A 23,709-nucleotide genomic window follows, 5' to 3' on the forward strand; every position below is an offset into this window, starting at 1 on the left:
CGTTGGGCGTGAGGTGCGAAGTGCGCGGTGCGAAGCGCGAACGTGAGGTGCGAAGGGTGCGGGAAGAAGGCGGTGGGGCGCGGGCTCAGCAGCCGTTGAGGACGTTCGTGAGGGCGGTCTTCTCGGCGGAGTCGATGCTCAGACCCCAGTACTGCTTCACGTTCACCCACATACGGACGTAGGTGCACCGGTAGGCGGTCCGGGACGGCAGCCAAGCCGCCGGGTCCTTGTCTCCCTTGGCCTGGTTGACGTTGTCGGTCACGGCTATGAGCTGGGGGCGGGTCAGGTCATTGGCGAACTGCTGGCGCTTGGCGGTCGTCCAGGAGCTGGCCCCGGAGCGCCAGGCTTCGGCGAGCGGCACCATGTGGTCGATGTCCAGGTCGGAGGCGGCCGTCCAGGTGGCGCCGTCGTACTCCGAGTACCAACTCCCGCTGACGGCCGCGCAGGAGGAGTCCTGGACCACGTTCACGCCGTCGCGCTTGAGCACGACCTCGCGGGTGTTACAGGTACCGGACTGGGTGATCCAGTGCGGGAAGAGGCCGCGGCTGTAGCCGCTGGAGGAGCCTTCCGCCTTGGGGGTCACCGTGGCCAGGTACGAGCGGGCGGCAGCGGCACTGATCGGCGCGGGCGGGGCGGCCTGGGCGGCCGGCGCGTTCACGAGGGCGGCGAGGGACGTGAGGGCGGCGGCTGAGGCGAGCATGCCAATGCGACGCGCGTAGACGGCGGGCATGAAGGACTCCCTTGGTGTGGGGGGACTGGCCGTGCGGCCCCGGCGGGGCTCGGTCATGGTTGCGGCGCCGGGTTTCGCGGGGATGGGCGCCAGGTGACAGCGTGGCGACATGGGCACGTCACATCAAGGTGTGCAACGGCCTTGATGCAAAAGGAGGTTGTGATTCCGGATGAGGCGGGAGGTGGTGCAGTGGCGAGAGAGGGGGTGGTGCGCGCGAGGTGGCGGGGTCCAGAGGGGACCAAGGGCCTATTTCGGGCGGCGCCTGGGGTCGCGTAGGGTGTATCGAGCAGAAGGGGAGTAGCTCTTCGCCGGACCGTCGACATACTGCTGGGTCATCCCAGCCGGCGCCCGGAGGCAGGCCGCGTCAGCGGTCGGCCAGCGAGACCTTCGGCCGCAGTGTCCTGTTTGCACACAGGGCGCCGCCGTGCCGAAGCGACCCCTGAAACACCCAGGTCTCTCGGTTCCGATGGCGTCCTGCCCGACCGATTGAGGTTTCACCCCGTGATCAGCTTCAGCATTCTGGCGATCGCATTCGGCGTCGTCTTCCTCGCCGAACTCCCCGACAAGACGGCCCTCGCCGGACTGATGCTCGGCACCCGCTACCGGGCGTCCTACGTCTTCGTGGGCGTGGCTGCGGCCTTCGCGGTGCACGTGGCGCTCGCCATCGCCGCGGCCAGCGTGTTGACCCTGCTGCCGCACCGTCTCGTCCAGGCGGTCGTGGGCGTCCTGTTCCTGGCGGGCGCGGCGATGCTGCTCTTGAAGAAGAACGAGGAGGACGAGGAGGTCAAGGAGCCTGCTGACCAATCCTTTTGGAAGGTGTCGGGGGCGGGCTTCATGTTGATCCTGGTCGCCGAGTTCGGTGACCTGACGCAGATCATGACGGCCAACCTCGCGGCCCGCTATGACGACCCCGTCTCGGTCGGCATCGGAGCGGTCCTGGCGCTGTGGGCGGTCGCGGGGATCGGCATCCTGGGCGGGCGCACGCTGATGAAGTACATCCCGCTGCGCCTGATCACGAAGGTCGCGGCATGCGTGATGGCCGCGCTGGCCGTGTTCTCGCTGTACGAGGCGATCGCGGGCTGAACCGGGGGTTCCCGTGGGGGCGGGTAGTGCGGGCGGGCCCGGCCGTGCGTTGGGGCTGCGGCGCCCCTGCCTGCGGGGTCCGGGCCCCGGGTCTGGCTGGCTGGGTCTGGACCCGGTCCGCCGGCCTCGGAGCCGCTCGCTTGGCCCGGCTTCGGTGGCGGTGGCGGTGGCGCTGGCGTGGCGGTCTTCCGGGTCCGGGCCCCGGACGGCGAGCCGGGCCCGGCGCCCGGTCTCGGTGTCCTGCGCCCGGGTCTTGCTCCGGGTTCCGGTCTCGGCTTGGGCGCGCCGGCCTCGGTGTTCTGGGCCGCCTGGCCACGCTCTGCTGGCCTTCGCGTGATGGGTGCGTGAGCCGGCTCCGGCGCTTTGCTCCGGTGCTCCGGCGTACCGGGCCCGGCTCGGCCCCGGCGTATCGGCGTCCGGTCCCGGCGTACCGGGCCCGGCTGGGCCCCGGCGTACCGGCGTCCGGCCCCGGCGTACCGGCCCCGGCTCCGGCCCCCGGCGTACCGGGCCCGACCGTCGCGCGCCGGACTCGGGGGGCTGGGCCCGGTGGCGGTCGGTGCTGGGGTCGCCCGTGCCGTATGACTCCTGGGGTAATCGACCGCCTCGGGGCCCCGGGGTCAGGATGGCTGTCGTACCGGGCCGCCGCAGACAGTCACTCCCCGAAGGGACCTTCGCCATGCCGTACTTCGAATCCGCCACCGACCGCACCCGCCTCCACTTCGTGGACTACGGCCCCGCGGACGGCCCGGTCATCGTCTTCGTCAACAGCTCGTACTTCGGTACCGAGATGTGGGAGCACCAGATGCTGCCGCTGGCGGCCGAGGGCTTCCGTTGCGTGGGCTTCGACCGCAGGGGGCACGGCAGGTCCGAGGACGTCTGGGGCGGCTTCGACCTCGACACTCTCGCCGGGGATCTGGCCGCGCTGCTCGACCACCTGGACCTGCGCGACATCACTCTGGTCGGGCATTCCATGGGCGCGGTCGAGGTGGTCCGGTACCTGACCATCCGCGGTACCGCCCGGGTGGCGCGGGTCGCCCTGGTCGGCGGGATCGCCCCGGGGCCGGCCTGTTCCGCGGACCACCCGGAGGGACTGGACCCGGAGCTGATCCGCGGATTCAACGAGACCTTCCGGCAGGACCGGGCGAAGTTCTTCGCCGACGGGGCCGACGCGTTCTTCGCCCGCCACCTGCCCGGGCCGCAGGTGTCGGACGCGTACGTGGCGTACATGGTGGACCGCTGCCTCGGGGCGACGGCGCGCGCCGGCAATGCCCTGGGGGACCTCATCCCCTCCCTGAACCTCGTCCCGGAGCTGGCGAAGATCGACTGCCCGGTCCTGGTCATCCACGGGTCGGACGACGCCTCCGCACCCCTGGCCCTCACGGGCCGCCGCGTGGCCGACCTGATCCCGGGGGCGGAGCTGCACGTGTACGAGTACGCGGGCCACGGGCTGTTCGCGACCCATGCGGACCGCCTCAACGACGACCTGCACGCCTTCGCCGGTGCGTGACGGTGGAGCCCGCGCCCGCTGGTAGGTGCCTGGGCTTCCGCTCTACGGGGCGAGGGTGAGCGTGAGGGTGCCCGTGGGGGTGGTGGTGAGGATGAGGGCGGTGAGGTCGGGGACGTGGGCCGTGGGGGCGTGGGCGGCGGCGCGGGGGCCGACGCCGATGACGCGCATGCCGGCCGCGAGGCCCGCTGCGATGCCCGCCTCGGAGTCTTCGAAGACGATGCAGTCGGCCGGGTCGATGCCGAGCTCGGCGGCGCCCTTGAGGAAGCCCTCCGGGTCGGGCTTGCTGGCGGACACCGACTCGGCCGTCACCCGGATCCGCGGCATCGGGAGGCCGGCCGCGGTCATCCGGGCCGTGGCCAGTGCCAGGTCCGCGGACGTGACCAGGGCGTGCGGGAGTTCCGCGAGGGCCGCCATGAACTCCGCGGCGCCACCGACCGGGACCACGCCCTCGGTGTCGGCGGTCTCGCGGGCCAGCATCACGGTGTTCTCGGCGTAGTTCTCCGCCATCGGGCGCTCCGGGAGGAGGATCGCCATGGTGGCGTAGCCCTGGCGGCCGTGGACCACCTTGATGACCTCGTGCGGATCCAAGCCGTGCGTCACCGCCCACTCGCGCCAGCAGCGTTCGACCACCGCGTCGGAATTGACGATGGTGCCGTCCATGTCCAGGAGGAGCGCCTTCGCGCTCAGTACGACGGGGGCGGTAGCGGCGGTGGTGGTGCTGGCCGGCATCAGGGGTCTCCAGAGGGGGCGCGGCAGTGGGGAAACAAAAACAAGTGGCTCCGCCTACCGGTCAGGGTATGCAGGCGGAGCCACTTTGTTCCACCAGGGTACAAAACAATTCCCCGATTCGGCCAATCCAGTGACCTAGGTCTCCCAGCAGGCCGTAACGGGACGTACCGCTCAGGATGGAGATGTCCTACCGCCGCCCGGTCCCCGAGGAGGAGCCGATGGCCCAGGAAGTGACCCCCTCGGTCGCGGATCCCGCGCGCGGCCCGGGCGACGAACACGCCTCCCGCGAGGTCCTCGTCTCCATCGGTGCGCTGCTGCTCGGTCTGCTGATCGCCTCGCTCGACCAGACCATCGTCTCCACCGCCCTACCGACGATCGTCAGCGACCTCGGCGGGATGGAGCACCTGTCCTGGGTCGTCACCGCCTACATGCTCGCCTCCACCGCCGCCACGCCCCTGTGGGGCAAGCTCGGTGACCAGTACGGGCGCAAGAAGCTCTTCCAGGCGGCCATCGTCCTGTTCCTGATCGGCTCCGCGCTCTGCGGCCTGGCCCAGAACATGCCCCAGCTCATCGGCTTCCGGGCGGTCCAGGGGTTGGGCGGCGGCGGACTGATGGTGCTGTCGATGGCGATCGTCGGCGACATCGTCCCGCCCCGGGAACGAGGCAAGTACCAAGGGCTCTTCGGCGCCGTCTTCGGCGCGACCAGTGTGCTGGGCCCGCTGCTGGGCGGCCTGTTCGTGGACAACCTGTCCTGGCGGTGGGTCTTCTACATCAACCTCCCCATCGGCCTCGTCGCCCTGGCCGTGATCGCCGCGGTGCTGCACATCCCCAAGCGCTCCTCCCGGCACACGATCGACTACCTCGGCACCTTCCTGATCGCTTCCGTCGCCACCGGCCTGGTGCTGGTCGCCTCCTTCGGCGGCACCTGGGGCTGGGGTTCGACGCGGATCATCGCCCTGGCCGTGCTCGGCCTGGTGCTGCTCGTCGTGTTCCTCATGGTGGAGCGCCGCGCGGCCGAACCCGTGCTGCCGCTGAAGCTCTTCCGGATCCGGACCTTCACGCTCTGCTCGCTGATCAGCTTCATCGTCGGCTTCGCGATGTTCGGCGCGATGGTCTACCTGCCGACCTTCCTCCAGGTCGTCCAGGGCGTCTCGCCCACCATGTCCGGCGTCCACATGTTGCCGATGGTGCTCGGCCTGCTGATCTCCTCCACGGCCTCGGGCCAGATCGTCAGCCGCACCGGACGGTGGAAGGTCTTCCCCATCGTCGGCACCGCCATCACCGCCGTCGGGCTGCTCCTGCTGCACCAGTTGCAGCGCACCAGCTCCACCTGGGAGATGAGCGCCTACTTCTTCGTCTTCGGCTTCGGCCTCGGCCTGGTCATGCAGGTGCTGGTCCTGGCGGTGCAGAACGCGGTCACTTACGCCGACCTCGGCGTCGCCACCTCCGGCGCGACCTTCTTCCGCTCCATCGGGGCTTCCTTCGGCGTGGCCATCTTCGGCACGATCTTCACCAACCGGCTCGACGAGAAGCTCGTCTCCGCCCTCGCCGGCATCCCGCTGCCGCCCGGCACGGCGGCCCGGTTGAAGGCCGACCCCCGCGCCATCGCCGCACTGCCCCCGGCCCTGCGCCCCCGGGTCCTGGACGCCTACGCGACCTCCATCACCGACGTCTTCCTCTACGCCGTCCCCGTCGTCCTCCTGGCCTTCCTGGTCGCCTGGTTCCTGAAGGAGGACAAGCTGCGCGGCTCGGTGACGGCCCCGGACGTGACCGAGACCCTCGCCTCCAACCCCGTCGAGCGCTCCTCGCACGACGAGGTCGCCCGGGCGCTGTCGGTCCTCGGCACCCGCGAGGGCCGTCGGCACGTCTACGAGGACATCACCGCGAAGGCGGGCTTCGACCTGCTCCCCGCCGCGAGCTGGCTGCTGCTGCGGATGAAGAAGTACGGATCGGTCGAGCCGGCGATGCTGGCCGAACGCACCAGCGTGCCGCTGAAGGCGATCACCGAGGCCGCCCGCCAGGTCGAAGAGCGCGGTCTCGCCGTCCGTGACGGGATCCCGCTGATCCTGACCGAGCCTGGGCGCTCGGCGGCGGTACGGCTGGCGGACGCGCGGCAGGAGTCCCTCGCGGAGCTGCTCGGCGACTGGTGGGGACCGGACCGGCCCACCGACCTGATCAAACTGGTCGGCGAGATCAACGCCGAGCTGTGCGGTTCCGACGCGGAGGAGCCCTACGACACCCTGCCGCGCCGCGACCACGAGGCCCGCTGAGACCGCGACCGGGGCTACTGGGGGCCCATGCCTACAGGCGCTTGCCGAACCAATGCTGGGCGTACTCGCTGTCGTTGTACGCCGGTATCTCGTCGTACCCGTGCTTCGCGTACAGGCTGCGGGCCTCCACCAGGTCGGAGCGGGTGTCCAGGATGACGCGCCGCGCGCCCAGGGACCGCGCCACGCCCTCCAGCGCCGCGAGGACCGCCCCGCCGCCGCCCGTGCCCCGGGTGCGGGGGTCGACGTACACCCGGGTCAGCTCGGCGGTCTCCGGGTCCAGGAGCCGAAAGCCCCCGCACGCCAGCGCGGCGCCGGCCAGGCGGCCGACCACGAACTCTCCCGTGGGCAGGACGAGGTCGTCGTCCGGGAAGTCCGCGATCAGGGCCTCGTCGATCTCGGCCTCCGTCATCGTGCGGTGGTAGTACCGCCCGGCGAGCTCCGCGTAATAGGCACGGCGCAGGACCACCGAGTCCGGGTCCGTGTACGGCTCCGGAGCGACCGACCACCCTTCCCCGCCGACGCCCCCCGTGTTCGTTCCCTTGCTCGTGCCCATGCCCGTGCCCGTGTCCGTGCTGTCCATGGCGTCATTCTGGAGGCTGCGGCCGCGCCGCCGCATGGAATATCCACACCCCCGGGCCGATGATAGGAAAAAGGGCAATTCCCCCGTTCCCCATCACCGAAGGGTGTGAACGTCATGTCGGAGCACCCCGACTGCGCCGTGGTCCGTCGCGGCTACGCGGCCTTCAGCACGGGCGACATGGAGACGATGGCCACATTGTTCACGGCCGACGTCGTCCACCACGTTCCCGGCAGCAGTCCGTTGTCCGGGCACCACAAGGGCCGGGAGGCCGTGCTCGACCTCTACCGTCGCCTCGGCGCGGAGACGAACGGCACCTTGCGGGTGGACCTGGAGACGCTGCTGGCCGACGGTCGGGGGCACGTCATCTCGGTCCACCGGTCACGCGGTGACCGCGGCGACCGCGGGATCGAGATGCACGGCGGACTCTTCTTCACCCTCGTCGGCAACAAGATCACCGACATCGACGAGTGCGTCGCGGATATCGAAGAGTCCGACGCCTTCTGGAGCTAGGCCAGCTAGGCAGCTAGGCAGCTAGCAAGCTACTGCTTCGGAGCCGCCTGCTGCACGACCTCGAAGGACCACACCTGGGACGCCGAAGCCGCCGGCTTCGGCCGCTCCCCGCCGCCCTGCGCGCCTTGGCCGCCACCCTGTCCGCCGCCTTGGTGCGCCGCCTTCATGGGCCCTTCCATCCACGCCTGGAAGTCGGCCTCCGAGCGCCACCGGGTGTACACGAGGTACTGATCGGTCCCCTCGACGGGGCGCAGCAGCTCGAACCACTCGAACCCGTCCGAGTTCTCCACGGAGCCCGCCCGCGAGGCGAACCGCTGCTCCAGTACCTCCCGCTGTTCCGCCGGTACGGACAGTGCGTTGATCTTCACAATGCTCATGCCCGCCATCCTAGGTATCCCATGCGGGATATCGTCGTCCCGGGTAATTCATCGCGGCAGCCAGGCGAAGTCACGGTTGCAGTCAACAAGGGCGGGAGGCCGGCGGGGCGTGGCCAACGCGGCGGAGCACAGCGGTGTCAACGGACATGCCGGAGTCATAGGCGGTGGTGGTAGCGGCAGCAGGCTCGGCGCCGCGCGCCTCGTCCTATGGGCGCTGGCGGGCCTCCTGGCCGTCAGACAGGCGTCCGCCGTGCTGCGCGTGCCGCCCGGCGAGTGGCTCACCGGCTTCTACCTGCCGGGCCTTCCGGGCTCGCTCTACGACGCCGGACAGTTCACCGGGACCCCCTTCGCGGGCCTCGTCCTCAAGCCGCTGGTCGGCCTGGCCGACCAGTCGCTGGAGGTCGCCTGGACCTGCGTGACCCTGCTGTTCGTCGCCGCCATCGGGCTGGTGGCCGCGCGGGGCCTGCCGGATCCGGTGCCCCGGCGCACCGCGCTGCTGGCCGCGCCCGTGCTGGTCGCCCTGATGATGGTCTCGCTGCCCGTGCGCGAGGCGGCCTCCCCGGGCCAGACCGCGGTGCTGCCGGTGCTGCTGGTGCTGCTCGCCTTCTTCCGGGTGCCGGGCGAGCGTCCGGCGGGGTTCCTGATGGGCCTCGCCGCCGCGCTCCAGCCCGCCCTGCTGCTCTTCGCGCCGCTGCTGTGGCTCACCGAACGCCGCCCCACCGCGCGCACCGCCCTCACCACCTTCGCCGCCTGCACGCTGCTGTCCTGGGCCGCGCTGCCGCACGACTCCTGGACGTACTGGATCCACCACCTGGCCGGGACCGGCCTCGGCGGCAGCCCCAGCGGCCTCGCCAACCAGTCCGTCCACGGCGCGCTGCTGCGGCTCGGACTCTCCGGACCCGCCGAGATCCTTCTGTACGTCGCCCTCGCGGCCGGGATCGCCTGGCTCGGCCTGCGCCGCGCGGCGCGCTACGCCCGCGACGGCCAGCTGCTGCTCGCGGTCGCGATCACCGGTTGCGTGGCCGTCGCGGTATCGCCGACCGGCTGGCGCCACCAGCTGCTGTGGGTGCTGCTCGCGGTGGCGGGCAAGGTCGGCAAGCGGGCTGCCGACCGGCCGGTGTGGCCGGTCGCGGTGATCCTCGCCATGACGCTGCCCAGCGCGATGCTGCTGCCGAACATGGCCGTACTGGCGCCCGTACGGGACAACGTGCTGCTGCTGGCGGCCCTCGCCGCGGCCTGCGCGGTGCCGTTCCTGCCGCGCAGCTCGCCGTACTGGCGCGAGCCCGTCCCGACCGCCTACGCGCGCCCCGCGGTCGCCCGCTGGTCGCGGATCCCGCTGCTGCCGTTCTGGCGGCGCGTGCTGGCCCGCCCCAACCTGTTGCTGGAGCTCCTGCTGATACGGGTCGGGTACTCCCTGTACTCGCACATCCGCGCCGCCGCGCCCACCGGCCGCTCGCTCGCCGAGGGCAATGGGACCCAGATCCTCTCCATCGAGCGGACCCTGGGCATCGACATCGAGTACGCCGTGAACCACGCCGTGGTCAGCGTCCGCTGGCTGGAGGCGTTCTTCAACTTCTACTACACGTCCTTCCACTTCGTGGTCCCGCTGACCATCCTGGCCGTCCTGTACTGGCGCCGCCCCGCCGACTACCGCTGGGCCCGCGCCTCGCTGGGGCTGGCGACCGTCCTCGCGCTCGTCGGCTTCTGGCTCTATCCGCTGGCGCCGCCGCGGCTGATGCCGGGGCTCGGGTTCATCGACACCGTGCACGGCGTGCAGGACCTGGCCAACCCGCAGTACGGGGCGATGACCGCGATCTCGAACCAGTACGCGGCGATGCCCTCGCTGCACTTCGGCTGGTCGCTGTGGTGCGGCATCGTGATCGTCACCCTGGCGCCCAAGGGGTGGCAGAAGGTGCTGGGGGCGATGCACCCGCTGATCACGGTGTGCGCGATCATCGCGACCGCCAACCACTGGGTGCTCGACGCGGTGGGCGGTGCGGTGGTCGTGAGTGCGGGGTTCGGGCTCGTGTACGTGCTCTCCGGGCCCCGGGGGGCGGCTGTGCCGGCCGGGGTGGCGGTGCCGGGGCCGCGGGTGCCGGAGCGGGTCGCCTCGGGCGGCGGTGACGGTGCCGGTGGTGACCGTAGGGCGGGGGAGCGTAGTCGGGCGTGACGTGACGTGGCCTCGCGGGGCGGGGCGGGGCGCGTGGCTTGGCTTGGCGTGGCGAAGGGGCGTCGGAGCGGTGGGTGGTACCCGCTCCGGCGCCCCTTTCGTGGATCGCCGCGTCCTGTCAGGATCCGCCCGGTGGGGGCGGCCCGCCAGTCGGCCGGCCGGCCGTGGGGGCCCTCAAGCGCCGGGCGGGCTGGATGTGGTGGGTCGCCGTCGGGCGGATGCCGCGGGGTGCGTCGCCGGTCATCGTGCCTCCGGCGGGCCCTCAAACGCCGGGCGGGCTGGATTGGGCCGGGCCCGGATTGGTAGCCGCGGGCTGGATGTGGCTGGGCCTGGATTGCTAGCCGCGGGCTGGATGTGGCTGGGCCTGGTTCGGCCAGGTCGGGGCCACCGGAGGCGTCGGGTGTTCGCCGTTGAGCGATCGTGCCTCCGGCGGGCCCTCAAACGCTGGGCGGGCTGGATTGGGCTGGGCCTGGATTGGTGGGGCGGGCTGGATTGGGCCGGGCCCGGATGGGTGGTGGGGGTCAGGTGTGGGTTACTCGGAGTTCTTTGATGCCGTTCAGCCAGGCTGCGCGGAGGCGGCGGGGTGGGGGGCCCGTCAGGTGGAGGTTCGGGAGGGCGTCGGCCAGGGCGTTGAAGATCAGGTCGATCTCCATGATCGCCAGGGACTTGCCGAGGCAGAAGTGCGGGCCGCCGCCGCCGAAGCCGAGGTGGGGGTTCGGGTCGCGGGTGATGTCGAAGACGTCCGGGTTCTCGAAGACCTCGGGGTCGTGGTTGGCGGAGGAGTAGAACATCCCCACCCGGTCGCCCGCCTTGATCTTCTGGCCGCCCAGTTCGGTGTCCTGGGTCGCGGTGCGCTGGAAGGACACCACGGGGGTGGCCCAGCGCACGATCTCCTCGGCCGCCGTCGAGGGGCGGGTCGCCTTGTAGAGCTCCCACTGCTCGGGGTGGGTGAGGAAAGCGTGCATGCCGTGGCTGATCGCGTTGCGCGTGGTCTCGTTGCCCGCGACCGCGAGCAGCAGCACGAAGAAGCCGAACTCGTCCGAGCCCAGGTTGCCCTGGCCCTCGGCCGCGACGAGCTGCGTCACGATGTCCTTGGCCGGGCACTCCTTGCGCGCGGCGGAGAGGTTCATGGCGTAGCCGATGAGTTCCATCGCCGCCGTGGAGCCGACCTCCTCGGTGATCGCGTACTCCGGGTCGTCGTAGGCGATCATCTTGTTCGACCAGTCGAAGATCCGCGCGCGGTCCTCCTGCGGTACGCCGATCAGCTCGGCGATGGCCTGGAGGGGCAGCTCGCAGGCGACTTGGGTGACGAAGTCGAAGCTCCCGTCGGCCGAGGCGCCGGCCGCGGCCGCCGCCTCTTCGGCGATCTTCGAGGCGCGGGCGCGCAGGGCGGCCTCCAGGCCGCGGATGGCGCGGGGGGTGAAGCCGCGCTGCACGATCTGGCGGACCCGGGTGTGTTCCGGCGGATCCATGTTCAACATGATCAGGCGCTGGGCATCGATCTGTTCACGCTGGATGTGCTCGTTGAAGCGGATGATCGCGGTGTTGGTGGTGGAGGAGAACAACTCCGGGTGCGTGGAGACGTACTTGACGTCCGCGTGACGGGTGACGACCCAGTAGCCCTCGTCGTCGAAGCCGGTGATGCCCCGGGTCTGCGGGCACCACCACACCGGGGCGGTCTGCCGAAGCTGCGCGAACTCCGGGAAGGGGACGCGGGCTTGGAGCAGGTCGGGGTCGGTGGCGTCGAAGCCGTCGGGCAGTGCGGGGCAGGACATTCGGCAACTCCAAAGTCTGACGGCCCATCAGAAGTTGGCTCGAAGGTAGTAACGAGTTCTAGAAGTGACAAGGGTAGGCGCGGCAACTGTTGCGTGTGGAATCCGTGCAAGCCGTGTGCAAGACCCTTGCGTGCGGGGCCCGCAGGTCATAAAACTGCCAGAGAACTAGAACGCGTACTAGTTCAGGCGCGCCGCCGGGACGGCCCGCCGCAGTGGAGGAGAGGACGGCTCATGGCCGCGGAACCCGTCATCGTCGAAGCCGTACGCACGCCCATCGGCAAGCGGGGTGGCGCGCTCGCCAACCTCCACCCCGCCTACTTGCTCGGTGAGACCTACCGCGAGCTGCTCGCCCGTACGGGGATCCAGCCCGACTGCGTCGAGCAGATCGTCGGCGGCACCGTCACCCACGCGGGCGAACAGTCGATGAACCCGGCCCGCAACGCCTGGCTCGCGATGGGTCTGCCCTACGAGACCGCCGCGACCACGGTGGACTGCCAGTGCGGCAGCTCCCAGCAGGCCAACCACATGGTCGCCAACATGATCTCCGGCGGGGTCATGGACATCGGCATCGCCTGCGGGGTCGAGGCCATGAGCCGGGTGCCGCTCGGCTCCGGTTCCAAGCACGGCCCGGGAAAGCCCTTCCCGGACGAGTGGAACGTCGACCTCCCCAACCAGTTCGAGGCCGCCGAGCGGATCGCCCGGCACCGCGGACTGACCCGCGAGGACGTCGACGGCCTCGGCGTCCTCTCCCAGCAGCGGGCCGCCACCGCCTGGGCCGAGGAGCGCTTCAAGCGCGAGACCTTCGCCGTCCAGGTGCCGACGACCGAGGCCGAGCAGGCCGCGGGGCAGGGCATGTGGCGCCTGGTCGACCGGGACGAGGGCCTGCGCGACACCAGCATGGAGGCGCTGGCCCGGCTCAAGCCCGTCATGCCGACCGCCGTGCACACCGCGGGGAACTCCTCGCAGATATCCGACGGTGCCTGCGCCGTGATGTGGGCCTCGCGCAAGATGGCCCGCGCGCTCAAGCTCAAGCCGCGCGCCCGGATCGTCGCCCAGACCCTGGTCGGCGCGGACCCGCACTACCACCTCGACGGACCGATCGACGCGACCCGTGCGGTCCTCGGCAAGGCCGGGATGTCCCTCAAGGACATCGACCTCGTCGAGATCAACGAGGCCTTCGCCTCCGTGGTGCTCAGCTGGGGGCGGGTCTTCGAGCAGGACATGGAGAAGGTCAACGTCAACGGCGGGGCGATCGCGCTGGGCCACCCGGTCGGGGCCACCGGCGCGCGCCTGATCACCACCGCGCTGCACGAGCTGGAGCGTCGCGACAAGGAATTCGCGCTGATCACGATGTGTGCCGGCGGCGCCCTCGCCACCGGCACGATCATCCAGCGCCTCTGAGCCCCGTGGGCTCCCGAGCCCCCGTGGGATGGGAAACAGAAGGCCCCGGCGGCCGGACCTGGGGAGGTCGGCCGTCGGGGCCTTCGCACGCACGGTCGCCCGCCGTGACGTCTGCTGCTCGGGGTGGCTTAGTACCAGTGGTGGGAGGACCAGAAGTTCCACGCGCCGACCGGGCTGCCGTAGCGGGAGTTCATGTAGTCCAGGCCCCACTTGATCTGGGTGGCCGGGTTGGTCTTCCAGTCCGAGCCCGCCGAGGCCATCTTCGTGGCCGGCAGGGCCTGGACCAGGCCGTACGCACCGGAGGAGGAGTTCGTGGCCGTGTGGTCCCAGCCGCTCTCGCGGGAGACGATCTTGGCGAACGCCGCGTACTGGGCCGGGTCCTTGATCATCTGCTGCGCGATGGACTTCGCGTCCATCGGGGCCGCCTGGGCGGGAACCGCGGCGAGCATGGAACCGGCCACACCCAGGGCGAGCACGGTACCGGCGAAGGTCTTCTTGGAGGCGGCGATGCGGCGGATGACGGCGTTGGACACGGAAAACCTTCCGTAGGGAACAGGGACGGTCGCTCGCACGTCGAGGACGTACGTGAGCCACTCACGCAGTGGAGAGGGGTTCGTCGGGCGGGGGGCGAAGCGCCCCTGCCGCCGTGGCGACAACACCAGTTAGCCAGGCTGCCGAGGGCCTGGCAATGCCCCCCTCTTACTAGTGGAGGTCGCAGCCGGGGCTGAACGACCCCTCCCCGGGCGGAAGGGGATCGGTGCAGGTGGGAGCCGGTTTGAGCGGGTGGATATGGAACATCTAAGGACTACTATCCCGGGTCGTATGTGACCAAGGTCCTGTGGGGCGGGTCACCGCTCAGGGGCCAGGATCTCACGTTCCGTGGCCGCTCGTACCCCTTTAGGGTGTGTGTCCGGGGCCACTTTCGGCCCCGGAATCGAAGGAAACGGGGGCGTCGAAGGCAGCTTTCCTCGTCGCCCGGCGCAGCGCCTTCAGCAGCGTGGCGCCCAGCGTCATGGTCAGTACGACGGTCAGCACGGCCCGGCCCAGGTCCCAGCCCAGCGAGGTGGCCAGGCAGTACGCCAGGAACCGCGCGAGGTTCGCGCCGACCGGGTCGCCGGGGTGGAAGGAGATCCCCTGGCCCATGCCCTGCAGGATCACCCAGCCCTGGAGGTTCATGACCGTGCCGTACGCGAAGGACCCGGCGAAGCCGTACGCCGACAGCATCACCAGCTCCGCCCGCCCCCGGATCCGGTCCGGGCCCGGCAGCAGCCCGGCGCCCAGCGAGAACCAGCCCAGCGCCAGCATCTGGAACGGCATCCACGGCCCCACACCGCCCGTGAGCAGCGCGGACGCGAACATCGTCACGGACCCCAGGACGAAGCCGAAGCCCGGCCCGAGCACCCGGCCGCTCAGCACCATCAGGAAGAACATGGGCTCCAGGCCCGCCGTGCCGGCCCCCAGCGGCCGCAGCGCGGCGCCCACCGCGGCCAGCACGCCGAGCATCGCCACCGCCTTCGCGTCCATGCCGTTGTCGGCGATCGTCGCGACCACGACGGCGACCAGGAGCGGGAGCAGCGCGGCGAACAGCCACGGGGCGTCCTGCGAGTGCGCGAGCCCCGACTGGCGGTCCGCGAGCAGCGGCCAGCCGAAGGCGGCGATCCCGACGAGGGTGACGAGGACCAGGGCGGCGGCGCCGCGCGGGCCGATCCGGACGGGGCGGCTCACGGGGCGGTCCCGGGGCCGGGGTCGGCTTCGGCTCCGGCGTGCTCGCGGGCGGCCAGGGCGGCGGCCACCTGGGAGACGGTGAGCCAGTGGCCGGGGGCCAGCACCTTCGCGACCTGCGGGGCGAAGGCGGGGGAGGAGACGACCACCTCGGCGGTCGGCCCGTCCGCGACGATCTCGCCGCCGGCCAGGATCACGACCCGGTGGGCCAGCTCGGCGGCCAGTTCCACGTCGTGGGTGGCCAGGACGATCGCGTGGCCGCGTGCGGCGAGGTCCCGCAGGATCTCGATCAGGCGGGCCTTGGCGGCGTAGTCCAGACCGCGGGTCGGCTCGTCCAGGAGCAGCAGGGCGGGCCTGCCGGTGAGGACGAGGGCCAGGGCGAGGGCGAGGCGCTGGCCCTCCGAGAGGTCGCGGGGGTGCGTGTCGTCGGGGACGTCGGGGAGGAGGGACGTCACCAGTGCGCGGCAGGTGCCGGGCGCGGCGGCGGCGTCCGCGTCGGCCGCCTCGCACTCGGCGCCGACCGTGTCCGCGTACAGCAGGTCCCGGGGCTCCTGCGGTACGAGGCCCACGCGGCGGACCATCTCCGCCGGCGGGGTGCGGTGCGGGGGCTTGCCGCCGACGCGGAGGTGGCCGGAGGCGGGCTCGATCATGCCGACGAGGGTGGCGAGGAGGGTGGACTTGCCGGCGCCGTTGCGGCCCATGAGGGCCAGGGTCTCGCCGGGGGCGAGGGCGAGGGTGATGTCGTGCAGGACCTCTGCGCGGGCGCGGCGGACGGAGAGGTGGGTGGCGGTGAGGGGGCTGGCCGGGTCTGCCGGGCCCGCCGGGGGTGCGGGGGTTGCCGGGGGCGCCGGGGTGCGGCGGAGCAGGTGGCGCAGGGTGCGGGTGCGCGTGGCCCGTGGTGTGTTCGCCTCAATCGCCGGCGGGGCTGGATTTGGGTGGGCCTGGGGCGTAGCCGGGGCTGGGTTTGGGTGGGCCGCAGCCGCAGCCGGGGTGGCCTCCGGCGGCGCCTCAAACGCCGGCGGGGCTGGATTTGGCTGGGCCGCAGCCGCAGCCGGGGCTGGAGTTGGCTGGGCCTGGTGCGTAGCCGGGGCTGGGTTTGGGTGGGCCGCGGCCGCAGCCGGGGCCGGGGCCAGGGGTGACGTGGGGTGGGCTTTTTCAGCCTGCCCGGCGTTTGAGGGCCCGCCGGAGGCGGCGGAGAGAACGGGGGGCGGGGTGGAGAGGAGGGTGTGGAGGGGGGTGGCTCGGCGGCGGGCGTCGCGGACGGAGAGGGGGAGGGGGGTCCAGTGGGCCAGGCGGCCCAGGGCCACCACCGGGGGGTGGACGGGGGAGACGGCCATCATGTCGGCCGGGAGGCCCAGGACGGGGGCCGCGCCCGGGGCGGGGATCAGGAGGACCTGGTCGGCGTACTGCACCACCCGCTCCAGCCGGTGCTCCGCCATCAGGACCGTCGTACCGAGGTCGTGCACCAGGCGTTGGAGGACCGCCAGGACCTCCTCGGCCGCCGCCGGGTCGAGCGCGGACGTCGGCTCGTCCAGGACGAGGACCTCGGGGTGCGGGGTCAGGACGGAGCCGATCGCGACCCGCTGCTGCTGGCCCCCGGAGAGCGTGGCGATGGGGCGGTCGCGGAGCTCGTTCAGGCCCAACAGGTCCAGGGTCTCCTCCACCCGGCGCCGCATCACCGCAGGTGCGAGCCCCAGGGACTCCATCCCGTAGGCCAGCTCGTCCTCGACCACGTCCGTGACGAAGTGGGCGAGCGGATCCTGGCCGACCGTGCCGACGACATCGGCCAACTCGCGCGGCCTGTGGGTGCGGGTGTCGCGCCCGGCGACCGTGACCCGGCCGCGCAGGGTGCCTCCGGTGAAGTGCGGGACCAGCCCGGACACCGCGCCGAGCAGGGTCGACTTGCCGACGCCGGACGGGCCGACCAGGAGCGTCAGCTCGCCCTCGGGGACGGTGAAGTCCGCGTTGTGGAGCGTCGGCCCGGGCCTGCCGTCGTAGGTGATGGACACCTGGTCGAAGCGGATCACGTATCTAGCCCTCCTTCGGGGGGACGGGGGCTACCACGGCGGGCAGCAGACCGATCAGCACCGCCGCCGCGGGCCACAGCGACAGTCCGGGCGCGACCAGCGGCACCACACCGGGCCGCAGCCCCTCCGGGTCGACGGACCCGGCGTAGATCATCAGCGCGGCGACGGCCGCACCGGAAGCGGACACCAGCCAGGCGCGCACGCCCCACCGGTCGGGGCGGTAACGGGTGCGGACGCTGCGCCGCCCGCCCAGGCGGAGGCCGCCGAGGGCGAACGCGAGGCCGATCAGGAGGACGGGGAGCCCGTACCCGGCGCCTTCGGCGGCGAGCAGCCCGTACGTTCCCGCACACACGCCGAGGAGCCCGCCGAGGGTGAGGACGTTGGTGGTGTGCCGGACGAGGGCCGGGACGTGGGCGGTACGCCCGTACCCGCGCGCGTCCATCGACGCGGCCACGGCCACCGAGCGCTCCAGGGCGCCTTCGAGGACGGGCAGGCCGATCTGCAGGATCGCCCGCACCCCGCCGGTGGGACGCCCGCGCAGGCGGCGGGCGGTCCGCAGGCGGACCACGTCGGCGACCATGTTCGGCGCGAACGTCATGGCGACGACGACGGCCACGCCCGCCTCGTACAGGGCGGCGGGCAGGGACTTCAGCAGCCGGGCCGGATTGGCGAGGGCGTTCGCGGCGCCGACGCAGATGAGGAGGGCGGCGAGCTTGGCGCCGTCGTAGAAGGCGAAGACCAACTGCTCGGCGGTGACCCTTCCGCCGAACCGGATGCCCTGCGCCCAGGCCGGCAGCGGGAGCTCGGGCAGGGTGAACAGGACGTGCGCCCCGGGGATCGGGGAGCCCAGGAGCATGGAGAAGAGCAGCCGCAGGCCGATCACGACGAGGCCGAGCTTGACGAAGGCGCCGTAGGACCGGGCCCAGGGGGCGGCGGTCCGCCGGGCCGCGACGACGTAACCGGCGACGCCGACGATCAGGCCGAGCAGTAGCGGATTGGTGGTCCGGGACGCCGCCGTGGCCAGCCCCAGCGCCCAGAGCCACCACGCACCGGCGTGCAGCGCGTTGCGCCGCGCGGCGGCCGGCGCCTCCCAACGGTCCCGCCGCCGTGGCCGGACGTACGACGACGCGGCGGGCGACCGGCCGGGCGGCTCCGGCCGGTCGCCGGTCGCGGCGGGGCCGGCCGGGTCGGTCGGGCCGGTCCGGTCGGCCGGGTGGGTCACCGGGCGCGGCGGCGGCGGGACTGCCACACGGCCGCCCCGGCCAGGGCGATCACGGCCGCGATCCCCGCCAGGAGCCCCACGGAGGGACCGCCCCCGTCGTCGGACGCGGCGGCGGAAGGCGACGCCGAGGCATCGGCCGGCGCCGCCGCCGAGCCGGACGGCTTCGGTTCGCTCGCGCCGACCTGGTCGCCGCAGCCCTGCTTCGGGTACCCGGAGATCGCGCACAGCAGCGCCGCGCTGTTGTACCGCAGCGGCTTCGCCACCTCGGCCAGCGCGTCGGCGGCCGTCGCGTCGGGAGCCACCACCGCGCAGGCCGTGCGCGGGGCGTCCTGCGGCGGGGTCTCGCCGGCCGGAGCGTCGGCGGGGACGCCGAAGTCGACGACCAGGGCCACCCGCTTGCGGCCCTCGACCGGAGCGGTGCCCGAGCAGATCGCCCCGAAGTCGGCGGCCGCGCGCGGCGTGGCCGCCTGGTCGGCCGCGTCCTTGCTGACGGCGAAGCGGAAGCCCTGGACGGCGCCGTCCTTGGGCCTGACCAGGGAGGACCCCTGGGTGGCGTACGTCCACGAGCCGCTCGTACCGTCCCAGAACGACCAGTACCGGTAACCGGCCGCCAGCGCGGGAGCCGCGCCCAGCAGCGTCAGCGCCAGGCCCAGGACGATAGCCAGGGCCACCGGCAGGGACAGGACCGCCGACAGGGAGCGGGACCGGGACCGGGACCGGGACCGGGGCGATCGGGTCACAGCTGCTGCTGCTTGCGGCGGCTCATCACGAAGCCGATGCCGATGCCGGCCACGGCGCCCAGGCCGACGACCCACCAGATGCCGACGTTGGAGGAGCCGGAGGACTTCGCGGAGTCCGCCCCGGCGTCGGCGGCGGCCGACTGCCCGGGCGTGGCCGCGGCGGCGTCGGACGGACCGGTGGCGTTCAGCGCGGCCACCAGGTCGGTGGCGCCGAAGGCCTTCGGGTCGGTGCCGGTCGCGTGTGCGGTCAGGACCAGGGTGGCGAGGGCGGCCGGGTTGCCCTTGGACCACTCGGCCGAGTTGGCCTTGAGCCACTCCAGCGCGCCCGCGGCGGACTGCTTGTGCCCGGTGGCGGCCAGCGCGATCACGGCGTCGGCGGTGTTGCCGACGTCCGCGGTGACCGTCTCGGCGCCCGGGGTCTTCACGACCAGGTGGCCGTCCTTCTTGAGGGCCTCGGCCAGGTAGCCGGCCGAGGCCTGGGCGGCAGCCGCCGGGTCCTTCGCTCCGGCCGGGCACTCCAGCGCCGCGGCGGGGGTGTCCGCGGCGGCCGGGGCGACGATCGGGCCGGCGCCGAGCCCGGCGAGCACCGAGGCGGCCGAGGCGCCGGCGTTCGCCGGGAGCTTGCCGTCCTGCGCCTGGTAGCCGAAGGCGCCGCGGTCGGCGGCGGGCTCGGCGGCGCAGCCGAGCTGGAAGGAGAGGAGGGCGTCGTACGCCGACTTGCCCGCCTTCGACTTCACCTCGGCCGGCTTCTCACCGGCCGCGACCAGCGCGCTGATCACGAGCGGGGTGGAGCTGCCCTCGCTCGGGGCGCCCGGGTTGTAGGACCAGCCGCCGTCCTCGTTCTGTACGGACTTCAGCCAGTCGGCGCCCTTCTTGACGGCCGCGTCGTGACCGCCCAGCGCCTTGAGCGCCCGGACCGCCACGGCGGTGGCGTTCGTGTCGAGCACCGTCTTCGCGTCGCAGGCCGCGCCGGAGTCCGGGCGGAAGGCGGCGAAGGCGCCGTTCGCGCACTGCTGGCCGGTCAGCCACCCGACGGCCTGCGGCGCGGGCCGCACGCCGGCCGCCTGCTGGGCGAGCAGGGCGAAGGACTGGCGCCAGACACCGTCGAAGGTCGGGTCGACCTTGCCGAACAGCCCGGAGGGGATCACGGGGGCCGGTGAGGGCGAGGGGGCGGCGAGGGCGGCGGGAGCGGCGCCCAGGCAGAGCACGGCGGAGGCGGCGAGCGCGGCGGCGCTGCGGCGGACGTTCATGGTGGGGCGGGTGCCTCTCCTGCTGGGGAGCGGGAGGCAGGCACATGGAGTACCGGGCTCCGGCTCCGTTTACCTCGACGGTGCCGGCCACCGGGGATCCGGCGGCGCGAGCCGCGCACCTCCGCCACGGGGCAATCCGGCTCCCCGCCCGGCGGCGCCGGAGGCGGGACACGGTTGCGGGTCAGCGCCGGATTCGCACCGGCTTCCCCCCGTACGGAAGTGTTGACGACCCGGTCACTCTACCGGCCCGTAACCCGCGCCCCCCTTGACGGCGGGCCGGTCCACCCTCGTACGGGCCCGTCGCCGCGCCCTCGTCGCTCCTTCGCCATTCCTTCGCCATTCCTCGGTCGCAGGCGTTCCGCTTCCTGGTGGGGCCCGGCTACAGGGCCCGGTACGTCACCGGGTCGCTGCCGGGGACGGCCTCGGCGCGGCCCTGCTTCACCAGCCGCCGCAGGTGCGCTTCCGCCTCCGACACGGCGATGTTGCGGGAGCCGTACGGGATCTGCGCCCAGGGGCGGTTCCACTCCATCCGCTCGGCCAGCTGCCAGGCGGTCAGCGGGCGCGCGAGCAGCTCCCACAGGCCGACGAGGCGCTCCTCGTGGTGGGCCAACAGCTCGCGGACCCGGGCCGGGGCGTCGGTGAAGGCGTGCTGGTGGGCCGGCAGCACCTCGGCCGGGTCCAGGCGGCCGATGCGTTCGAGGGAGTCGAGGTAGTCGCCGAGGGGGTCGGTGGCCATCAGGTCCTCGGGGGCTTCGTACAGCCCGATGTGGGGGGAGATGCCGGGCAGCAGGTGGTCACCGGAGAAGAGGCGGCCGTTGCCGGGGAGGTGCGCGGGGTGCTCCTCCTCCAGGTGCAGGCACACGTGGCCCGGGGTGTGGCCCGGGGTCCAGATCGCCCGGAGCCGGCGCCCGGCCAGCGGCAGCAGCTCACCGGGGACGATCTCGCGGTCCGGGACGGCCGCGTGCATCCCGGGCAGGGTGCGCATGCGGCCGCTCTCGCGGGCGGCGCGCAGCGGGGCGATGTGTTCGTCGGGGGCGCCCGCGGCGAGGAGCTTCTCGCTCATGTAGTCCAGCCAGACGCCGGGGTCGGAGCCGCGGGTGCGCGTGACGACCTCGGTGTCGGCGGCGTGCATCGCGATCCAGGCCCCGGACGCCTCCCGTACCCGGCCGGACAGACCGTGGTGGTCGGGGTGGTGGTGGGTGATGACCACGCCGTGGACGTCGGCGACGGGGATGCCGAGTGCGCCGAGGCCGGCGACGAGGGTGTCCCAGGAGGTGGGGTCGTCCCAGCCGGTGTCGACGAGGACCGGCCCGCGGTCGGTCTCGACGACGTGGACGAGGGTGTGGCCGAGCGGGTTGTCGGGGATGGGGACCTTGATCCCCCAGACGCCGCCGCCGTGGTCGATGGTGCCGTGGTCGCTGACACCGGGCGGTTCGGGTGCGGGTGCGGCTGCGGCTGCTGACATGAGGTGGCCCCCAGACGGAGAGGTGCGGCGAGTGCGACGAGTGCGACGAGTGCGACGAGCGAGGTGATTGAGGCGAGTGCTGTGACGGCTAACGAGAACTCGTTCCAGTAGTAGCCCAAGTCGACCATCTGTGCGGCTTCCTGACCAGTCGTCTGCTGCGTTGCCGATCTCTCCGAGGTCTTGGGGCGGTCTTCTGTCTGCGCCGTGGACTACTGGAACTAGAACTGGTATCAGTTCTGGCATCCGGTTCTGAACCGCAGGAGGCATCAGCCATGACCGAGCTCGTGGAACACGGAAAGTTGTTCATCGGCGGGGAGTGGACCGATCCGCTGGGCAGCGACACGATCGACATCGTCTCGCCCCACACCGAGCAGGTCATCGGCCGCGTGCCGCACGCTTCCCGGGCGGACGTCGACCGCGCCGTCGCCGTCGCCCGCAAGGCCTTCGACGAAGGCCCCTGGCCCCGCGCGTCCCTGGACGAGCGGATCGCGGTCATCGCCCGGATCAAGGACGCGATCGCCGTCCGGCACGAGGAGATCGCCCGCTCGATCAGCTCGCAGAACGGATCGCCGTACTCCTGGAGCATCCTCGCCCAGGCGCTCGGCCCGATGATGGTCTACGACGCCGCCATCACGGTCGCCCGCTCGTTCCCGTACGAGGAGCACCGGCAGGGAGCGCTCAGCCCGATCATGGTCCGGCGCGAGCCGGTGGGCGTGGTCGCGGCCGTCATTCCCTGGAACGTCCCGCAGTTCGTGGCCGCGGCGAAGCTGGCGCCCGCGTTGCTCAGCGGCTGCACCGTCATCCTCAAGCCCTCGCCCGAAGCGCCGCTCGACTCCTACATCCTCGCCGACATCGCGCGCGAGGCCGGGCTGCCGGAGGGCGTGCTGTCGATCCTGCCGGCCGACCGCGAGGTCAGCGAGTACCTGGTCGGGCACCCGGGGGTCGACAAGGTCTCCTTCACCGGCTCCGTCGCGGCGGGCAAGCGCGTCATGGAGGTCGCCGCCCGCAACCTCACCCGGGTCACCCTCGAACTCGGCGGCAAGTCCGCGGCCGTGATCCTGCCGGACGCGGACCTGGAGAGCACCATCGCCGGGATCGTCCCGGCCGCCTGGATGAACAACGGGCAGGCGTGCGTGGCCCAGACCCGCGTACTGGCCCCCCGCAGCCGCTACGACGAGATCGCCGAGGCGCTCGCGGCGGCGGCCGGAGCCCTGGTGGTCGGCGACCCGTTGGACCCGGCGACCCAACTCGGCCCGCTGGTCGCCAAGCGGCAGCAACAGCGCTCCTTTGACTACATCAAGCTCGGCCAGGAGGAGGGCGCCAAGATCCTCACCGGTGGCGGGCGCCCGGCGGGCCTGGACCAGGGCTGGTACGTCGAGCCGACACTCTTCGGGGACGTCGACAACTCCATGCGGATCGCGCGCGAGGAGATCTTCGGGCCGGTCGTCTGCCTGATCCCGTACGGGGACGAGGCCGAGGCCGTGCGGATAGCCAACGACTCGGACTTCGGGCTGAGCGGCAGCGTGTGGACCGGCGACGTCGAGCACGGCATCGACTTCGGCCGCCAGATCCGCACCGGCGTCTTCAACGTGAACACCTTCAGTCTGGACATGCTCGGACCGTTCGGGGGCTACAAGAACAGCGGCCTCGGCCGCGAGTTCGGCCCGGAGGGGCTGAGCGAGTACCTGGAGGCGAAGATGATCTGCCTCCCGGGCGGCTACCAGCCGCCGGCCGCCGGTGCCGATGCTGCTGGTGCTTCTGGTGACGGTGCCTCCGCCGGTGGTGAGTGATGGGTGACCGCTGGCACGTCGAGGTGGACAGAGGTGTCTGCATCGGCTCGGGCATGTGCGTGAACCACGCCCCCACGGGCTTCGCCCTCGACTCGGCCCGCCAGTCCCACCCGAGCTCGCCGGACACGGACGCGAACGAACCGGTCCTCACGGCAGCCGAGGGCTGCCCGGTCGAGGCCATCACGATCACCCTGGCCGCGAGCGGCGAGGTGGTCTTCCCGCCGGAGGAGTGAGGGGGTGGGGGTGGGGGCGGCTTCGGCGGTGGTGGGCGCGGCTTCGCCGCGGGGGCGGGGGCTTCGGGTGGGGCGGGGTCGGGGAGGTTCCGGGGGCTGCCCGTCAGTTCGACTGTCTCTCCGTGCCG

20 protein-coding genes and 1 riboswitch are annotated in these 23,709 nt (G+C 72.4%); of the genes, 8 read left to right on the forward strand and 12 right to left on the reverse strand.

The annotated features are described in order from the left end of the window. Nucleotides 1–85: 85 nt before the first annotated feature. A complete protein-coding gene (locus tag ACIBEA_RS30210; RefSeq protein ID WP_399266280.1) occupies nt 86–730 on the reverse strand; it encodes an HNH endonuclease family protein in 645 nt (214 codons plus the stop codon). A 501-nt stretch (nt 731–1,231) separates the two neighbouring features. Here ACIBEA_RS30210 and ACIBEA_RS30215 point away from each other — a divergent pair. Further along, entirely contained in the window at nt 1,232–1,813 is a 582-nt protein-coding gene (locus tag ACIBEA_RS30215) for a TMEM165/GDT1 family protein (RefSeq protein WP_399266282.1), read from the forward strand. 676 nt (nt 1,814–2,489) lie between these two features. Beyond that, nucleotides 2,490–3,320 carry an alpha/beta fold hydrolase gene (locus ACIBEA_RS30220; RefSeq protein ID WP_399266283.1) on the forward strand — a complete coding sequence of 277 codons (831 nt, stop codon included), beginning with the start codon at nt 2,490–2,492 and terminating at the stop codon, nt 3,318–3,320. A 42-nt stretch (nt 3,321–3,362) separates the two neighbouring features. Here the strand turns inward: ACIBEA_RS30220 and ACIBEA_RS30225 are convergent, their stop codons facing one another. Then, nucleotides 3,363–4,049 carry an HAD-IA family hydrolase gene (locus ACIBEA_RS30225; protein ID WP_399266285.1) on the reverse strand — a complete coding sequence of 229 codons (687 nt, stop codon included), beginning with the start codon at nt 4,047–4,049 and terminating at the stop codon, nt 3,363–3,365. Nucleotides 4,050–4,267: 218 nt separating this feature from the next. Between ACIBEA_RS30225 and ACIBEA_RS30230 the strand changes: the two genes are divergently transcribed. Further along, on the forward strand, nt 4,268–6,319 hold the full coding sequence (locus ACIBEA_RS30230; RefSeq protein ID WP_399266329.1) for a DHA2 family efflux MFS transporter permease subunit: 2,052 nt from the start codon (nt 4,268–4,270) through the stop codon (nt 6,317–6,319). 31 nt (nt 6,320–6,350) lie between these two features. Here ACIBEA_RS30230 and ACIBEA_RS30235 read toward each other — a convergent pair whose 3' ends face one another. Beyond that, nucleotides 6,351–6,872 (reverse strand): GNAT family N-acetyltransferase, encoded by a 522-nt coding sequence (locus ACIBEA_RS30235; protein WP_399266331.1) that lies wholly within the window; start codon nt 6,870–6,872, stop codon nt 6,351–6,353. Between the two features lie 141 nt (nt 6,873–7,013). Here ACIBEA_RS30235 and ACIBEA_RS30240 point away from each other — a divergent pair, with 141 nt between their 5' ends. After that, nucleotides 7,014–7,409 carry a nuclear transport factor 2 family protein gene (locus ACIBEA_RS30240; RefSeq protein ID WP_399266287.1) on the forward strand — a complete coding sequence of 132 codons (396 nt, stop codon included), beginning with the start codon at nt 7,014–7,016 and terminating at the stop codon, nt 7,407–7,409. Between the two features lie 29 nt (nt 7,410–7,438). Here the strand turns inward: ACIBEA_RS30240 and ACIBEA_RS30245 are convergent, their stop codons facing one another. Next, complete coding sequence (locus tag ACIBEA_RS30245) at nt 7,439–7,786, reverse strand: antibiotic biosynthesis monooxygenase family protein (RefSeq protein WP_399266289.1); 348 nt, start codon at nt 7,784–7,786, stop codon at nt 7,439–7,441. 109 nt (nt 7,787–7,895) lie between these two features. Here ACIBEA_RS30245 and ACIBEA_RS30250 point away from each other — a divergent pair, with 109 nt between their 5' ends. Then, nucleotides 7,896–9,956, forward strand: coding sequence for a bifunctional glycosyltransferase 87/phosphatase PAP2 family protein (locus tag ACIBEA_RS30250; RefSeq protein WP_399266292.1), 2,061 nt, complete (start codon nt 7,896–7,898; stop codon nt 9,954–9,956). 521 nt (nt 9,957–10,477) lie between these two features. On the opposite strand, the gene ACIBEA_RS30255 is transcribed toward ACIBEA_RS30250, so the two are convergent. After that, entirely contained in the window at nt 10,478–11,731 is a 1,254-nt protein-coding gene (locus ACIBEA_RS30255; protein ID WP_399266294.1) for a cytochrome P450, read from the reverse strand. Nucleotides 11,732–11,962: 231 nt separating this feature from the next. Between ACIBEA_RS30255 and ACIBEA_RS30260 the strand changes: the two genes are divergently transcribed. Continuing rightward, the gene (locus tag ACIBEA_RS30260) at nt 11,963–13,132 is read left to right on the forward strand and encodes a steroid 3-ketoacyl-CoA thiolase (protein ID WP_399266296.1); all 1,170 of its coding nucleotides are present in this window, start codon (nt 11,963–11,965) and stop codon (nt 13,130–13,132) included. Between the two features lie 128 nt (nt 13,133–13,260). Here ACIBEA_RS30260 and ACIBEA_RS30265 read toward each other — a convergent pair whose 3' ends face one another. The 7 genes from ACIBEA_RS30265 to ACIBEA_RS30295 all read right to left on the reverse strand — a co-directional run bounded on the left by ACIBEA_RS30265 (nt 13,261) and on the right by ACIBEA_RS30295 (nt 21,558). Beyond that, nucleotides 13,261–13,665 (reverse strand): transglycosylase SLT domain-containing protein, encoded by a 405-nt coding sequence (locus ACIBEA_RS30265; RefSeq protein WP_399266298.1) that lies wholly within the window; start codon nt 13,663–13,665, stop codon nt 13,261–13,263. 364 nt (nt 13,666–14,029) lie between these two features. Beyond that, the gene (locus ACIBEA_RS30270) at nt 14,030–14,857 is read right to left on the reverse strand and encodes an ECF transporter S component (RefSeq protein ID WP_399266300.1); all 828 of its coding nucleotides are present in this window, start codon (nt 14,855–14,857) and stop codon (nt 14,030–14,032) included. Continuing rightward, nucleotides 14,854–16,881, reverse strand: coding sequence for an ABC transporter ATP-binding protein (locus tag ACIBEA_RS30275; protein ID WP_399266301.1), 2,028 nt, complete (start codon nt 16,879–16,881; stop codon nt 14,854–14,856). Before ACIBEA_RS30275 ends, ACIBEA_RS30270 begins: the two co-directional genes overlap by 4 nt. Before the next feature lie 4 nt (nt 16,882–16,885). Beyond that, on the reverse strand, nt 16,886–18,130 hold the full coding sequence (locus tag ACIBEA_RS30280; RefSeq protein ID WP_399266304.1) for an energy-coupling factor transporter transmembrane component T: 1,245 nt from the start codon (nt 18,128–18,130) through the stop codon (nt 16,886–16,888). Next, a complete protein-coding gene (locus ACIBEA_RS30285) occupies nt 18,100–18,843 on the reverse strand; it encodes an SCO2322 family protein (protein ID WP_399266305.1) in 744 nt (247 codons plus the stop codon). Before ACIBEA_RS30285 ends, ACIBEA_RS30280 begins: the two co-directional genes overlap by 31 nt. Beyond that, nucleotides 18,840–20,093: a prenyltransferase/squalene oxidase repeat-containing protein gene (locus tag ACIBEA_RS30290; RefSeq protein ID WP_399266307.1), complete on the reverse strand. Its 1,254-nt coding sequence runs from the start codon at nt 20,091–20,093 to the stop codon at nt 18,840–18,842. The genes ACIBEA_RS30285 and ACIBEA_RS30290 overlap by 4 nt, the downstream gene beginning before the upstream one ends. Nucleotides 20,094–20,222: 129 nt before the next feature. Continuing rightward, a riboswitch (cobalamin riboswitch) is annotated at nt 20,223–20,302 on the reverse strand. 170 nt (nt 20,303–20,472) lie between these two features. Further along, nucleotides 20,473–21,558 carry an MBL fold metallo-hydrolase gene (locus ACIBEA_RS30295; protein ID WP_399266309.1) on the reverse strand — a complete coding sequence of 362 codons (1,086 nt, stop codon included), beginning with the start codon at nt 21,556–21,558 and terminating at the stop codon, nt 20,473–20,475. Between the two features lie 272 nt (nt 21,559–21,830). Here ACIBEA_RS30295 and ACIBEA_RS30300 point away from each other — a divergent pair, with 272 nt between their 5' ends. Both ACIBEA_RS30300 and ACIBEA_RS30305 read left to right on the forward strand, forming a co-directional pair. Next, nucleotides 21,831–23,348 carry an aldehyde dehydrogenase gene (locus ACIBEA_RS30300; protein ID WP_399266311.1) on the forward strand — a complete coding sequence of 506 codons (1,518 nt, stop codon included), beginning with the start codon at nt 21,831–21,833 and terminating at the stop codon, nt 23,346–23,348. Then, nucleotides 23,348–23,581, forward strand: coding sequence for a ferredoxin (locus ACIBEA_RS30305; RefSeq protein WP_399266313.1), 234 nt, complete (start codon nt 23,348–23,350; stop codon nt 23,579–23,581). The genes ACIBEA_RS30300 and ACIBEA_RS30305 overlap by 1 nt, the downstream gene beginning before the upstream one ends. Nucleotides 23,582–23,709 lie beyond the last annotated feature (128 nt).

It is taken from the genome of Streptomyces sp. NPDC051555 (assembly GCF_044454405.1).
GTDB lineage: Bacteria > Actinomycetota > Actinomycetes > Streptomycetales > Streptomycetaceae > Streptomyces.

Coding starts and splice junctions, on each gene's coding strand:
- ACIBEA_RS30210 (WP_399266280.1), bottom strand. CDS start 730: ATGCCCGCCGTCTACGCGCGTCGCATTGGCATGCTCGCCTCAGCCGCC.
- ACIBEA_RS30220 (WP_399266283.1), top strand. CDS start 2,490: ATGCCGTACTTCGAATCCGCCACCGACCGCACCCGCCTCCACTTCGTG.
- ACIBEA_RS30225 (WP_399266285.1), bottom strand. CDS start 4,049: ATGCCGGCCAGCACCACCACCGCCGCTACCGCCCCCGTCGTACTGAGC.
- ACIBEA_RS30230 (WP_399266329.1), top strand. CDS start 4,268: ATGGCCCAGGAAGTGACCCCCTCGGTCGCGGATCCCGCGCGCGGCCCG.
- ACIBEA_RS30235 (WP_399266331.1), bottom strand. CDS start 6,872: ATGGGCACGAGCAAGGGAACGAACACGGGGGGCGTCGGCGGGGAAGGG.
- ACIBEA_RS30240 (WP_399266287.1), top strand. CDS start 7,014: ATGTCGGAGCACCCCGACTGCGCCGTGGTCCGTCGCGGCTACGCGGCC.
- ACIBEA_RS30245 (WP_399266289.1), bottom strand. CDS start 7,786: ATGAGCATTGTGAAGATCAACGCACTGTCCGTACCGGCGGAACAGCGG.
- ACIBEA_RS30255 (WP_399266294.1), bottom strand. CDS start 11,731: ATGTCCTGCCCCGCACTGCCCGACGGCTTCGACGCCACCGACCCCGAC.
- ACIBEA_RS30260 (WP_399266296.1), top strand. CDS start 11,963: ATGGCCGCGGAACCCGTCATCGTCGAAGCCGTACGCACGCCCATCGGC.
- ACIBEA_RS30290 (WP_399266307.1), bottom strand. CDS start 20,093: ATGAACGTCCGCCGCAGCGCCGCCGCGCTCGCCGCCTCCGCCGTGCTC.
- ACIBEA_RS30295 (WP_399266309.1), bottom strand. CDS start 21,558: ATGTCAGCAGCCGCAGCCGCACCCGCACCCGAACCGCCCGGTGTCAGC.
- ACIBEA_RS30300 (WP_399266311.1), top strand. CDS start 21,831: ATGACCGAGCTCGTGGAACACGGAAAGTTGTTCATCGGCGGGGAGTGG.
- ACIBEA_RS30305 (WP_399266313.1), top strand. CDS start 23,348: ATGGGTGACCGCTGGCACGTCGAGGTGGACAGAGGTGTCTGCATCGGC.